Origin of the sequence: Streptomyces sp. NBC_01017 (assembly GCF_045162795.1) — a bacterium.
GTDB lineage: Bacteria > Actinomycetota > Actinomycetes > Streptomycetales > Streptomycetaceae > Streptomyces > Streptomyces machairae.
In genome coordinates, this window is the sequence record NZ_CP108683.1 from 11,153,612 (window position 1) to 11,167,134 (window position 13,523).

Here is a 13,523-nt window from a genome sequence, read left to right on the forward strand (position 1 = left end):
CGCGAGATTTCTCGGTCGTTGCCAGACCGCACCGGCGCTCGTCCGGATCCACCCGCCCTTCGGATGCAAAGTCGCCGGTGGCCAGAAACATGCACAAGGCGCGAAGCGAAAACGTGAAGGCGCAGGTGGAGATCGACCGGCATCCTTACCAGAGAGTATCGCCGGAACGGAAAAACCTGATGACCCCTTCCATAATCCCCCTCAATTACAGTGCTACGCATTCCCACAGGTGCACGTGCCGCACATACGCCATCCCACGCTGTCGAAAGAAGAAGTTCGTAAGGCGCCTAGATGCCGACCTGCGGTCGAAACAGCACGGTGCCCGGGTTTGGGATTTCACGCAAAACGAGTGGAGCTACGTTCTGGAGCCTGTCTATGATTACGGCCGCTCTTTCATAAATGAGGCGGCCACGGTCGCCACCTTCATATGTGGTTCCTGTCTGGAAAATGAGCGAGAGGAGTTCCTGAAGGAGCACCCGGAGTAAGCGGCGATCTCTTGGTTGTAACTGGGTTGGTTGTTGGGGTCAGATTCGGTTGTGGGTAAGGCGTCCATCGAAGGCGATGTCGAAGGCACTCAGCGCGGTCTTCCAGCGCATGGGTCAGTGGGCCTGGCCCTTGCCCGTGGAATCGAGGGACATGAACGCCATGTAGAGAGCGTCACTTGTAGCACTTTCCAGCCGTCTGCTTTCCAATCCGACGCAATCGAAATCACCCTCTCGTCCAACCTAACGTCGAGATATTCATCCAATATTGGTCTATCTGCGTACCTATAGCCTGCGGTTTACACTTGAGGCATCATATGGCCCAAGTGGGCTTTGTTCGGCATACTGACGGGCCTTCTGCGGATCTGGCATGCGAGGTGGCCATCAAGAAAATGGTCTTGCTGCCGGGCGAGTTCGAGCAGGAACTGGCGAACCGAATCGCGACGGTCCCGAGACCCGTAGTCGGCAGGATGTCTAGAGAGTCATCCGCGAATACCGACTCCCCACGGGCGTGCGACTTCATTTCTCGACGACACTTCCCGGGCCGCAGGCCGGTAAGTGCCTCCCGAAGTGAGTAACAAACGCCTTCGGTTGAGACCTGCACAGCCAGCGGAACCCGTCTACGAGGTGGGGCTTCACCTGTCTGTCAGGCCAACTGGCTTGTTCGACCACCAAGCTGGAAGGCTCACTCCGTCGGCCCTATGTCCAGCGTGCAGGGAGGCCGTTCGGCGGCTCCTGAGGGACGCTGGACTTCCGCTCGGCCGTACACGCCTGTGGCCGGACGGACGCCGACCGCGGGCAGGCTGTGGTGGGGCAATGCAGCCTCTGCTTTGGCGAAGGTGCCCGGCAAACTGACTTGGGGGATGCTCATGATCGAGATCAAATACGCGGACAAAATCTGCCGTTTCGATGACGAGGGCGTGGATCCGGAGCATCCAGGCACCATGTACGGGCCGATGATCCAGGGAAGGTTTTATGAGCATGCCTTTCTCGATTACATCGCCTCATTGGAGATTCCTGGCACGTACGTCGACGTCGGTGCGTGTATCGGCACCCACACGGTCTTCTTCGCGCTGTACTGCCCGTCCGGCCGGGTTTACGCCTTCGAGCCGCGCTCTGTGCAGATGAGGCGCCTGCGACGCAACGTGGAGCTGAACCAGGTGCAGGGCCGGGTGATCGCCTCCGAATGGGCGCTGTCCGACCGCAAGGGAAGGGTCGAAGTATCCCTGGATCGGCGCAACCATGTACTCCGTACTCGCCGGCTGGATACGCTGGTGCGAGAGCCGGTCGCTGTCATCAAGCTCGATGTTGAGGGCATGGAGGCGCAGGCGCTCGCCGGTGCCCGGCGTATGCTGCGGCGTTACCGGCCGCGGGTGTTCGCCGAAGCGCATACCGAAGAGGATGTGGCGCGCATCCTTGCTGTGCTGGAGCCGTACGGCTACCGGGCCACCGGGCGTGTCTTCAACGCCTCGCCCACCTACGAGTTCGTGGCATCACGACGGGCCGATAGCCGGGGCAAGGTGGCGATGCGGCGAGCTGTACACGCCACCCCCGCTCCCGTGAAGCGCATGTTGCCCAACGGCGTGCGTCGTCTCGCCCGTCGTGCGCTGCGCTGATTTGTCATCTCGAGGCCCTGCGCGGCTGGGTCAAGCGTGCCGAGACCGACGACGTCATACGCCCTGGCACCACCGGCCCCGACGCCGCCCGGATCGCCAGCGGGCATCGATGTCATCGCCGCTCAGGCCAGTGGCTGAGGACCACAGCCAGACCGGCTTCGGGTCCCGGTCGCCGGGCAGGTACTCAATGGTGAGACGGATCAAGGTGCCGTGCAGGATGGGGAGTTCGTCGAGCTGAGCGATCCAGGCATTACGGCGGGTGAGGCGGGGGTGGAGGCGGTCCCATGCCTGCGCGGCGGTCGCTTTGCCGTAGCGGGTGGTGTCGGTGACGGTGGTGCTCTCGGGGGTGTGCCAGGTGTCGGGCTTGGCCAGGGTGAAGGGGGCGCCGTGCAGGCGGGGGCGGCCGCCCTTCGGGGTGGAGCGGGCCGGACCGGCGTCGCGGGCCAGGACCCTGTCGGAGCGCAGGCGGCCGACCAGCTCGACAGGCAGGTCGGCCAAGAGGTAGGCGAGTCGGGGTGCGTCGTAGCCGGCGTCGGTCACGATCAGGATGTCGGGATCCCCGGTCTTCCAGTGTCCGGCGTCGATGATCCGGGTGACGACCTCGCGCAGCTGGGTTGCGGTGATTTCGGCGGCGTCATCGGCGGGGCCGAGCCGGACGGCGTCCAGCAGGGCCGTCCAGGAAGTCCGGCCCGTCTCCAGGGCGGCGACGAAGGAATAGGGCCAGCCGGGCACGAGCTGGTCACTGCTGCGGCCCGACCGTCCGTAGACGTGGCAGAACAACCGATCCGGACTGGTGACAGCGTCGGGACGCAGCCACGGGGAGACATCAACAGCGAGCACGATCCGCCCATCGGCCGCGCGGGGCAGTGGCATCGAGGCGAGTAGGTTACGAAAGGGGGCCGGCTCGAGCCATCCGGTGTTCAGCGCGTCGTACATCGCCCCGTGACCACGCTGCATCTCCGCCGTGAGCGTCAGCTCGGGCAGCGAGGTGACCGGCCCGTCCGCGCACAACACCGCATCGGCCAGCTCGAAGAGTGAGTCCGCACGGGTGTACAAGCAGTCGTAGAACCCAGCACGAAAGAACGGCCGCTGCGTATGAGTCTCCCCGTCGACGCGCCCGCAAGCGAGGCATTGAGCGTGTTGTCCCGCTTTCGGGTCGCTGAGAGACTCCGGCGCGCCACCGTCACGGTGCGTCAGGACGCGCACCCCAGCCGGCGCTACGGCGGCGATTCACCGCCGCGAGCTGGCGGACGCCAGCCAACTCCGCCTCGCGGCGCGGCCGGTACCCCCGGGGTCGGCGGTGGCCGGCAAAGAGCTTGCCCTGAGAGCCCGGAGCGGGCTGGCCTGATCCTGTCTTCCGCTGCGGGCAGACACCGGGCGGCGGGTTTGGCCTGTGCGGGCATGAGGGATGCATCGGCCGTGTTCTCGTTGCCTGCGCCCTCGCGCTCGGAGTCTCTGCGCCGGCAGTTCTCTGCCGACAGTTATGCCCCCCTGCCCGGACTTATCAGCCCCGCAGGACTCGTGACGCTCAAAGGAGAGGCACGAAGGCTGGAGGCCGACGCGGCAAGGCGGGACTTCCGCATGCCGTGCATGGCGGACAGCCCCCGGCACATGACCACGCTCGGCGGACACAAGATCGCCCACGCCTCACCGCTCATCACAGCCCTGTATCAGGACCGGGATCTGATGCGGCTGCTTTCCCTATTACTGGGTGAGACGGTCGTCGCCGTCCACGACCCCGTCGAACGGCACGTCCTGAACGTCCTGCACCGCCCCGGCGACACCCACGGCGCGCACACCGACGACTACCCGCTTGCCCTGGTCCTCTTCCTGGAAGCCCCCTCGCATCCCGCCGACGGCGGACTGCTGGAATTCCACCCCGGCCGCCGGGACCTCGGCGCCCTCGACGCACCCGGCACCCGGCACGCGCACCACCTGCCCGGGGACGGCTACCTCTTGCGCAGCGACCTCACCGCCCACCGCGTGACCCCGCTCGGGCGACCCGGTCCGCGGCGGACCGTGCTCAACTTCGCGTACACCACGCCCGGCCGCCAAGGCGCGACCACCTCGTCCGCCTCCCTCCTCTACAGCTGAGGCCCCGTCCGGCCAAGAACAGACACAGCCCAGGAGAGCCGGGTGTAGCGGGTGGTCATCCCGCAGGAAGCGGTCGCGACGGGCACCGGGCCGGGGGACGGGCTGGTGGCCAGCCCCGGTTCTGCCACATGCCCCTCGTTGATCGGCCTCATACACGGCATGACGCCCCGGCGCGCGTTGGAGTTCGCCCATCGCGGCGGCACCCGCAGCCGTACGAACTGAGTGAGCGCGGCCGGGTCGCGCTCCTCACTGAACCGCAGCACCCCGCAGGCCTTGGCGGACACCTGTAGCTCGTCCTCGTCCTGGCCCTCGTCGACGTCGTCCTCGCCGTTCCGGCCCAGGCCGTCGACTGCCCGACGGCTGTTGCGTACGCGGGGATCGGCCAAAGCCTCGATGGTCTCCGTGTCGTGTGCGCGCAGCGGCCGAGGATTTTCGCGAGGTCCCGTACGCGTCCTCATCCGGTCCGAGGAATACCGGACGATCAGCGTGGCAATCTCCCCCGCGCCAGGGGGTGTTGTTTCCTCACCTGGATGAGCGGCAACGACGGCTGCTGATGGCCTCAGAGGCCCGTGTTCTGGGACACGGTGGTGTTCGGGCCGTCGTGCGGGCGGCGTCGGTGAGTGAGACCACGGTCCGCAAGGGTGTGTCCGAGTTGGAGGCCGGCGAGGGGCCTCTGGGGCGGGTGCGGCGGCCGGGCGGAGGCCGCAAGAGGGTCGCAGATCTCGATCCGGGGCTGCGGCCGGCTCTCCTGGCACTTGTCGAACCGGACGAGCGAGGCGATCCGATGTCGCCGCTGCGGTGGACGGTGAAGTCGACCCGCACGCTGGCGCGGGAGCTCGCCCGGACCGGACATAAAGTCAGTGCGGACACCGTCGCGGACCTGCTGCGGGAGGAAGGCTTCAGTCTGCAAGCCAACGCCAAGACCATCGAGGGAAGCCAACATCCCGACCGAGACGCCCAGTTCCGCTATCTCAACGAGCAGGCCCGTGATCACCGGGACGCTGGCCAGCCGGTGATCAGCGTGGACACCAAGAAGAAGGAGCTCGTCGGCGAGTTCAAGAACAACGGCCGCCAGTGGCGGCCTGCGGCTGATCCGGCGCCGGTGAACGTCCATGACTTCGCCGACCCCCAGCTGGGCAAGGCCGTCCCGTACGGGATCTACGACCTCGTGGCGAACACCGGCTGGGTCAACGTGGGCACCGATCACGACACCGCCGCATTCGCGGTGGAATCGATCCGCCGCTGGTGGTGCGGCCAGGGTCAGACCGCCTACCCACAGGCGACGCGACTGCTCATCACCGCCGACGCGGGCGGCTCGAACGGCTACCGCACCCGGGCCTGGAAGCTCGAACTCGCCCGGCTCGCGGCCGAGACAGGACTGACGATCACCGTGTGCCACCTGCCGCCGGGCACATCGAAGTGGAACAAGATCGAGCACCGGCTCTTCTCGCACATCACCATGAACTGGCGCGGCCGCCCGCTGACCAGCCATGAAGTCATTGTCCAGTCCATCGCCGCGACCACCACCCTCACCGGACTGCGTGTCATGGCCGAGCTGGACACCAACGTCTACCCCACTGGAGTCCAGATCGGCGACGCGCAGATGGCGTCCCTGCCACTGACCCGACACGCCTTCCATGGCGACTGGAACTATGCCCTGCACCCCCAGCCCTGCCCAGCCATCCCAGCACCCCGGGCTCCGCAGAAGCCGGCCCCGGAGTGGGATCACGCTCTCCTGTCTGACCCCGCCCTGACCGGCATGTCCCGGCAGCAACTGAGCGACCTCACCAACACTTTGGCCCTCCATGGCGACGTCAAGCGCGGCCGCCCGCCCCGGCTCGCCTTCCCCGACCAGGTCCTGGCAGCCGTCCTTCACCTGCGGGTCGCCCTGGCCGCGGAACCCCTCGCCGTGCTGTTCGACAGCAGTCGGACCGCCATGCACCGCACCCTGCTGAAGATCAGGACGCTGCTGAAGGCGCACAGCATCGTCATCCCGCCGGCGGCCACTCTGCCCTCAGCGCTCACAGCCCTCCAGGCTCGAGTTCGAGCCCTGAGCAGCGACTCCAGCAGCATGATCAAGACAACGTGTTAATGATCTGCAAGCCCTAAGCGTTGTCCCGTAACTCCTGGTCAGGGATGAGATGATCTTGGTGTGGCTGGTGTGATCACGGCGTCGGAGCCGTCCTGGATAGCCCCGTTCACGGGGCTGAGCCCGCGCTGCTTCGGCAAGTTGGTGACCGCTGTACGGCGCGAGCATGTGGCCGACGTCCACCGCGGACGGCCGTGGAGCCTCCCGCTGGAGGACTGAATTCTGCTGGTCGCGGCGTACTGGCGCACGAACTTGACGATGCGCCGGCCGGCACCCCTCTTCGGGATCTCGAAGTCGGCCGCCGACCGGATCATCGACCACCTGGGTCCGATGCTCGCGCTGCAGCCGCGCAAGCGGTTCCGTAAGGACACCGTCCTCATCGTCCACGGGACACTGGTGCCCACCCGAGACCACACGATCGCCGAGCAGTCGAAGAACTACCGCTATTCCACGGCACATCAGGTGGTCATCGACGCCGATACCCGCCTGGCCGTGGTGGTCGGCCGGCCTGTGCCGGGCAACCGGCATGACTCCCGCGGCTGGGAGGAGTCCGGCGCCAAGGCCGCCGTTGGCAAGACGATGACCATTGCAGACGGCGGCTATCAACGAACCGGACTGGTCATCCCGCACCGCCGACGCAAGGGCGAAGAACTCCCGGCCTGGAAGGAGGAGCACAACCGTTCCCACAAGCAGGTTCGCGCCCGGGTCGAGCACACCTTCGCCCGCATGAAGGGATGGAAGATCCTGCGCGACTGCCGCCTCAAAGGCGACGGCGTCCATCACGCCATGCTCGGCATCGCCCGCCTGCACAACCTCGCCCTCGCCGGATAGGCGAACAGCCGACACCACGGCGGCCATGCCTCTCTCAACTCCAAGATCGTTACGGGACAAGCCTTCGGCGTGATGGACTACGGCACATCGACAGATGGTCGACGACTGCAGGCTGTTGTCGGTCGGACACTTCGGCGGGCCTATGCAGGCCGAAACGATCCGGTGCCGGTGGCGGATTCGCGAGTGTCGGTTTCGGCGGAGTTATCGCTGCCGGGTGATGGCTTCAAGTTCCCTCTGTAGCCGGACGATTGCGTCTTTTGGTGTCTCTCGCTGGGCCATCGCGTCCTGGACCACGGCCTGGACCACCAGATTCACCTGGTCGTAGCGGGGGGACTTGGGTCGCGGCTTTGCGGATAGCACGGCCTCGCGCAGGGTGGGTAGATAGGGGTAGCGCCGTATGAGGGCGGGGTCGCTGTAGAGGTCGGCCCGCACGGGAGGCAGGCCGCCGTCGGTCAGCACCTGTCGTTGGACACGGTCGCTGGTTAGGTACGCCAGGAGGTCAGTCGCCGAGGCGCGGTGACGGGAGTTTGCGTTGATCGCGAGGTTCGAGCCGCCGAGGATTCCAGCTGCGTGGTCCTGTGTGCCGGGCAGTGGCACCACTCCGAACTTGCCCGCAACTTCGGAGTCCGCTCCGCTGGCCAGTGCGTGTACATAGGGCCAGTTGCGCAGGAAGAGCAGTCGGCCTGCTTGGAAGGCTTTTCGGGATTCCTCTTCCTTATAGGTGAGAGCTTTTTTGGAGATCCAGCCGTCTCGTACTCCGTGGGCGAGGTATTCTATTGCCTGGCGGGCGGCGGGCGAGTCTACTGTCACTCGCTTGCCTTCGTCGGCCAAAATCGCGCCGCCTTGGGATTGCACTGCCTCGGCGGCATTCACGGTCAGTCCCTCGTAGGGCAGAAATTGTCCGGCATATCCGTCCAGCCCATACTTCGGCGCCACGGTTTTGGCCAGGCGTTCCAGCTCGGCCCAGGTACGGGGCGGTTTCTCGCCTTCCCTGTCCAGGATGTCCTTGCGGTAGTAGAGCAGGCCGGCGTTGGTCACATACGGCAGCGCGTACAGGCGCCCGCGGTAGGTCGCGGTATCCACGACGGGCGGAAGGAAGGTCTTTATCGGGAAGCGGTCGGCGTTGAGCGAGGAGATCCAGCCTGCGGCGGCGAACTCTGAGGTCCAGGCCACGTCAATGTTGAGGATGTCGTAGCGTGCGCTGCCGGACCGCAGGCTGGTGGACATCTGCGCCCGGACCTCGTCAGCGGCTTCGGGCAGTTCGATGAGGGTGGCCTTCTCCTTGGGGTGCGCCCGGTTCCAGCCTTCCAGGACCCCGTTCAGGTACTTCGTGAGATCCCCGCCGGTTACCAGGGTCACCGGCCCTCTGCTGGTGTCGGGCTGAGGTTGTGCTCGTGTGGCTGTGCAGCCGGCGTAGCTCGTGCTGATGAGGGCGACCGCTAGTAGCCCCCTGCCCGCGGCACGCGTCCACCGCATGGCTCCTCCTGATGCAACGATCACCAATTGCACGGTGATCGAGCTATCTAACGGTTAAGTATATGCGGGATACTGGACGTCGTGCAGGCGTCCGGAGACCTTCAGCCCGCCGGTAGGGCGGGCTACCCAGGTACGACCTTACGTCGGGGAAGGGAGGCGGGCGAGAGTGCGTCTGGCTCTGCTGGCGCTCCTGGCCAAGGGACCGGCTCACGGCTACCAGCTCAAGCGGGCGCTGGAGGACCTGCTCGGTGCCGCATACCCCCAGCCGAACATCGGGCAGATCTATGTGACCTTGGGCAGGCTGGAGAAATCGGGTCTGATCGAGGGCGAGGATGTCGCTCAGGAAGCCCGTCCGAACAAGCGGACCTATCAGCTGACACCAGCGGGGCGTGAGGCGGTGGCCGCGTGGTTTGAGGAGCCCACCGACGAACCCCGGGTGCGGGGGGAGTTCTTCATGAAGATCGCTCTGGCGCCGGCATCGGGGGCGGCCGATCAGATCGCCCTGATCAACAAACAGCGCCGCCACTATCTGAACGCTATGCGTGATCTGTCGAAGCTGGCTGCGGCCGAGGACCAGGAAAACCGTGTGGCGCAGCTGCTGATCGAGGGCGCTGTGCTGCATCTGCAGGCGGACCTCGACTGGTTGGAGCGTTGTCAGGAGGAGCTGGAATGAAGCGCCAGGCGCCTTCCGGGACCGGTGAGGATGACTCTGCCACAGGCGGGAAGCAAGCCACCGAGGCCGAGCAACTCCTGCGCGCCGAGGGCCTGGTCAAGACCCACCAGGCGCAGGGGGCCGCCGTCAGGGCTGTGCGTGGGGTGGACCTGAGTGTCGCGCGCGGTGAGTTCCTGGCCATCACTGGCCCCTCCGGGGCCGGAAAATCCACGCTGCTCCACCTCCTCGGTGGTCTTGACCGTCCGGACCAGGGCCGGATCTGGATCGAGGGCCGGCGTACCGACACCTACAGCGAGGCCCGTTGGGCCCTGCTGCGCCGGCGCAGCATTGGGGTCGTCTTCCAGTTCTTCAATCTCGTCTCACAGCTGACCGTGGCCGACAATGTCGAGCTGCCGGCGCTGTTGGCCGGGCACAGTCCCTGGCAGGCTCGAAAGGCTCGCGCGGAGCTATTGGCCGATCTGGGTCTGGAGGGCAAGGAGAACAGCACGCCAGGTGAGCTGTCCGGCGGTGAGCAGCAGCGCGTCGCCCTTGCCCGGGCCCTGGTCAACCATCCCGCTCTGCTGCTCGCCGATGAGCCGGCCGGCAGCCTGGACAGCAAGGGCACCCGAGAGGTGCTACGGCTGCTTTCCCGCTTCCACGAGCGGGGCCAGACCATCGTGCTCGTCTCCCATGACGCCCGGATGGCCAGTGCTGCCGACCGGGTCATCAGCCTCTTCGACGGCCGGATCAGCGACGACGTTGCGCTGAGCCGTGAGGGACCTCGCCCAGGTGGGGTTTCCGGCACGCTGGAACTCGGGGAGTGAACCATGCGTGCCATGGTGCGTTGGGTGCGGGCCGATCTGCGCGAGCACCGCGGAGAGGCATTGTTCCTGCTGCTGGCGACCGCCGGAATCGTCGTTTCCTTGCTGCTCGCCGGCGCCCTTCTCAGCTACGCGGCCAATCCCTGGCAGCGGGTCTTCACCCAGTCCTCCGGCGCACACGTGTGGATGAAGACCAAGGCAGGCGCCGACCCCAGTGTCCTGGGCCGGCTCGACGGGGTGCAGGCCGTTTCGGGTCCGTTTCTCACCGCGCCCGCGACCGCAGGCCTGGCTGGCAGCACAGCGGCGGTGCAGATGCGTGCCGTTACCGACAAGCCGCCACGGGTGGCCCGGCCGCTGGTCACCGCTGGCCGCTGGCTGGCCCCCGGCGCTGAGGACGAAGCGGTACTGGAAAGTTCATTGGCCCGTGCCCTTTGGGCCGAGCCTGGCGACCGGGTGAGCGTGCGCGTCAAGGGCGAAGCCGCCCACTCGCTGCGCATCACCGGTGTCGCCGATATCGCGGAGTCACCTTACGAGCCGGGGGAGGTCCCGGGCGTGATGTGGGTGTCCACCGCCACGTTCCGCCTCATGGAACCTCAGAAACAGCACGAGCAGATCATCGGACTAAGGCTCGCCGACCCCCAGGACTCCGGCTACGTCATCCAGCGTGCGGTCACGGAGCTCGGCGCCGACCGGATCGCCGATATTTCTACCTGGCAGGATGCCCGGGCCGAGGCACGGGGAGGCGACCGGCTCCTCGGGCTGCTGTTGGGCGTCTTCGGCGTGGGCGCACTGCTGGCCGCTGCACTTGCTGGGGCGGGTGCGGCCGGCACCAGAATCCGCAGCTCGCTGCGGGATATCTCCGTGCTGAAGGCGATCGGTTTCACCCCGGCGCAGCTGATTCAGATGTTTCTGGCCGAGTACCTGGCACTTGCGGTGCTGGGCATCGTCGCAGGTGCGCTCGCAACTGAGCTACTCGGAGCCCGTCTGCCCGGCCGGGCTGGGGAGGCGGTTCAGCTGTGGCAGGCACTCCCCGGTCATATCTGGGTGCCGGTCGGCGTGGTGGCCGGAGCTATTGTCTTGATCACTGCAACGGTCGCGTCAGTGGCATGGCGGGCAGGCCGTGTACCGCCCGTTCCGGTAGCCCGGGCCGCTGTCCCCTCCAGCCGGCGGATGTCCGGAACTGCACGGCGCGCTCTGGGTCTTCGTTTGCCTCCCGCCCTGGTTCTCGGCTGGCGCAGCGCTTTCCAGTTTCCCCTGCGTGCCTGTGCGGCGGTGGGGCGCTTGGCTGTTCCCCTCCTGCTGATCACGATTGCGCTCGGCACCTGGACGACGCTCGACCGGTTTGAGAACGATCCTCAGGACGTCGGGATCGTTGCAGCGCTCACTGCCCGCGGCGACGGTCTCGATGACGCGTCGGTACGGCGTTTGCTCAGCGTGGATCCAGCGGTGGCGGGTGTCTATCCCGGTGTCGATGTAGCGGCGCTGGTGCCGGGGCAGACCGGCACCATCACCCTGCGAGGTCTGGGTACTGCAGACGCTCCGTATCCGTTCGCCGTGAACGAGGGCCGGGCGCCCGACGGCCCCGACGAAGCCATCGCAGGGCAGGGGCTGCTCGACCTCCTCGATGTGAAGGTCGGGGACTGGGTTCGCATGACGGTGGGAGGCAGTCCCCAGGTCCTGCACATCGTCGGACGCAGCATCGAGCCGGAAGACAGTGGACGGGTCATCTCTGCTTCCCTGCGCACGCTGCAGGAAAGCGATCCCGCGCTCCGACCGGACTTCTACGCTCTCGTGCTCGAGCCGGGCGTCGCTCCGTCGGCTGTCAGGGACCGGCTCAACGAGGGGGCGGGCGGGCGGCTGGATATTCGTGAGAGCGCGAACCCTGTCGGCGAGCTCAGCTCGGTGCAACCGGTGATCGCTGGCCTGGTCACTGTGCTGGCGTTGATCGGCCTTGCGGAACTGTCGACCACCATCGCTGCCGGAGTGCGGGACCGCCGCCGTGACCTTCTGGCGCTCAAGGCCATCGGGCTGACACCGCGGCAGATCGTGGCGGTCATCGTGGCTGGTACCGGCTTCATCGCTTTGGCTGCCGCCGTAGTCGGCACAGGCCTGGGTGTTCTGGCGTCCCAGTGGCTGATCAATCTGCAAGGCGCTTCCAGCGGCATCGGTTCGGGCATCGCCCAGCCACCGCCGCTCTTCGCTCTGCTGCTCTTGGTGGCGGCCGCAGTGGCTGGATCGGTCGCTGTATCGATTCCGCCTGCGGTGCGCGCTGTCCGGCACCGACTGGCTGACACCCTCAGCGACACTCTGTGACCCCAGAGCACGGAACCTGCCGCTTTTGGCTTCTAGGCAGCCGGAAGGATGCGCTGAGCCGGGACTGCCCTGCTGACCCTGAGGCCGGCACGACTTCGCCACCTGTCCGGTTCTGCAACTACGTCAATCCAATCTGCCAGGCAATCGACGATGCCGAGGCCGCGGCCGTGCTCTTCGTCAAGGTCACCACAGTGCGGGTGCGGCACACGCGAGGCAGAACCGGTGTCGACCACGTCGATGCACAGAGACTCAGCCGACAGGCTCACGCACACCGTCATCTCGGCGCCACCGTGCTGAGCCGCGTTACCGGCCAGCTCGCTGACGATCAGACATGCGGTGTCCCGGTCCGACTCGATGACTCCCCAGCTCCTCAACAAAGCGGCGACGAAGTGCCGGACGGTGCGGACGCGGCATGCTTCCGCCGGGAGCGCCATCATCGCCTGCTGCCGGCGGGTGTCCGGCTCAGGCACGTCAGCAACCGCAACATGTGCTGCTGGCACCGTCCGGCGCGGAAGGGGATGGAACCTGCGTGATGTGACGACACCGGCTCGTATGGAATCCATGACATGCCTCGCTGACCTCTTCAGCCACCGGTCGGGAGCCCTGCGCCTCTGATGGCGCGCACTGCTCGGCGACACCGGGCACGCGCCACTGGAATGGCTCCCCCCGACTCTCGGGAGTCGATGGTCCGTACGGGAGCTCCATACATACATGTTAGGTATGGAGCTCCTTCGCCGTCAATGCACCCACGCAGTAAAACTCGCAGGAAACCCGGCAATGACGCAGAGAGGCCGCCGCAGGAATAGGTCAACATGTATGTAAGGTGCTGTCACGTTGTCGGGGGCGTGATCGGTTGAGGGCGTGACCGGGGGCGGGGTGGCCTGTGGTCCAGGTCGTTGGCGGGCAGGCCGGTGCCGGCCGGTGATGTGGTTCCAGAGGGCGAAGCGGATCATCATGTGGTGGCGGTGGCGGCCGGCGGTCGTCAGGTGCCGGTGGGGGCGGAACCGTTGTGCTGATCCGACGGACCGGAAGCCTTTCATCGCGCGTTCGCGCTGCCCGGGTGCTGTCAGAAGCCGTTGTCCTATCGATCTTGAGTGCGGAGTGATCGAAAGTGGCCGGTCGGCGGGTGATTTCGTCGTGGCCGTGCAT

General features: G+C 66.5%; 8 protein-coding genes and 4 pseudogenes. 7 read left to right on the forward strand and 5 right to left on the reverse strand.

Annotated elements, in window-relative coordinates; translation table 11 throughout:
- The first annotated feature begins 1,351 nt into the window (after positions 1–1,351).
- Complete coding sequence (locus OG331_RS51205; RefSeq protein WP_406190713.1) at positions 1,352–2,098, forward strand: FkbM family methyltransferase; 747 nt, start codon at positions 1,352–1,354, stop codon at positions 2,096–2,098.
- Between the two features lie 78 nt (positions 2,099–2,176).
- Here the strand turns inward: OG331_RS51205 and OG331_RS51210 are convergent.
- Positions 2,177–3,154: pseudogene (locus OG331_RS51210) on the reverse strand (transposase); the annotation flags it as partial.
- A gap of 465 nt (positions 3,155–3,619) precedes the next feature.
- Here OG331_RS51210 and OG331_RS51215 point away from each other — a divergent pair.
- Positions 3,620–4,192 (forward strand): hypothetical protein, encoded by a 573-nt coding sequence (locus OG331_RS51215; protein WP_406190711.1) that lies wholly within the window; start codon positions 3,620–3,622, stop codon positions 4,190–4,192.
- On the opposite strand, the gene OG331_RS51220 is transcribed toward OG331_RS51215, so the two are convergent.
- Positions 4,183–4,578: a hypothetical protein gene (locus OG331_RS51220; protein WP_406190709.1), complete on the reverse strand. Its 396-nt coding sequence runs from the start codon at positions 4,576–4,578 to the stop codon at positions 4,183–4,185. The two genes, OG331_RS51215 and OG331_RS51220, sit on opposite strands and share 10 nt — an antisense overlap.
- A gap of 84 nt (positions 4,579–4,662) precedes the next feature.
- On the opposite strand from OG331_RS51220, the pseudogene OG331_RS51225 reads away from it, so the two are divergent.
- Both OG331_RS51225 and OG331_RS51230 read left to right on the forward strand, forming a co-directional pair.
- Positions 4,663–6,284 (forward strand): annotated as a pseudogene (locus tag OG331_RS51225) (ISAzo13 family transposase).
- Between the two features lie 60 nt (positions 6,285–6,344).
- Positions 6,345–7,112, forward strand: a pseudogene (locus OG331_RS51230) (transposase).
- A gap of 201 nt (positions 7,113–7,313) precedes the next feature.
- Here OG331_RS51230 and OG331_RS51235 read toward each other — a convergent pair.
- Positions 7,314–8,588, reverse strand: coding sequence for an ABC transporter substrate-binding protein (locus OG331_RS51235; RefSeq protein WP_406190706.1), 1,275 nt, complete (start codon positions 8,586–8,588; stop codon positions 7,314–7,316).
- A gap of 166 nt (positions 8,589–8,754) precedes the next feature.
- Here OG331_RS51235 and OG331_RS51240 point away from each other — a divergent pair, with 166 nt between their 5' ends.
- From OG331_RS51240 to OG331_RS51250, 3 genes are read left to right on the forward strand one after another with little or no spacing between them, the layout of a single operon-like run.
- The gene (locus OG331_RS51240) at positions 8,755–9,261 is read left to right on the forward strand and encodes a helix-turn-helix transcriptional regulator (protein WP_406190703.1); all 507 of its coding nucleotides are present in this window, start codon (positions 8,755–8,757) and stop codon (positions 9,259–9,261) included.
- A complete protein-coding gene (locus OG331_RS51245) occupies positions 9,258–10,064 on the forward strand; it encodes an ABC transporter ATP-binding protein (protein WP_406190700.1) in 807 nt (268 codons plus the stop codon). The genes OG331_RS51240 and OG331_RS51245 overlap by 4 nt, the downstream gene beginning before the upstream one ends.
- A gap of 3 nt (positions 10,065–10,067) precedes the next feature.
- The gene (locus OG331_RS51250; protein WP_406190697.1) at positions 10,068–12,374 is read left to right on the forward strand and encodes an ABC transporter permease; all 2,307 of its coding nucleotides are present in this window, start codon (positions 10,068–10,070) and stop codon (positions 12,372–12,374) included.
- Between the two features lie 32 nt (positions 12,375–12,406).
- Here OG331_RS51250 and OG331_RS51255 read toward each other — a convergent pair whose 3' ends face one another.
- Both OG331_RS51255 and OG331_RS51260 read right to left on the reverse strand, forming a co-directional pair.
- Complete coding sequence (locus OG331_RS51255) at positions 12,407–12,844, reverse strand: ATP-binding protein (protein WP_406190695.1); 438 nt, start codon at positions 12,842–12,844, stop codon at positions 12,407–12,409.
- Between the two features lie 432 nt (positions 12,845–13,276).
- Positions 13,277–13,429, reverse strand: a pseudogene (locus tag OG331_RS51260) (IS6 family transposase); the annotation flags it as partial.
- Positions 13,430–13,523: the final 94 nt, after the last annotated feature.

Excerpts from the sequence above, each read along its gene's own strand:
- OG331_RS51205 (WP_406190713.1), top strand. The coding sequence starts at position 1,352 with ATGATCGAGATCAAATACGCGGACAAAATCTGCCGTTTCGATGACGAG.
- OG331_RS51235 (WP_406190706.1), bottom strand. The coding sequence starts at position 8,588 with ATGCGGTGGACGCGTGCCGCGGGCAGGGGGCTACTAGCGGTCGCCCTC.
- OG331_RS51245 (WP_406190700.1), top strand. The coding sequence starts at position 9,258 with ATGAAGCGCCAGGCGCCTTCCGGGACCGGTGAGGATGACTCTGCCACA.
- OG331_RS51250 (WP_406190697.1), top strand. The coding sequence starts at position 10,068 with ATGCGTGCCATGGTGCGTTGGGTGCGGGCCGATCTGCGCGAGCACCGC.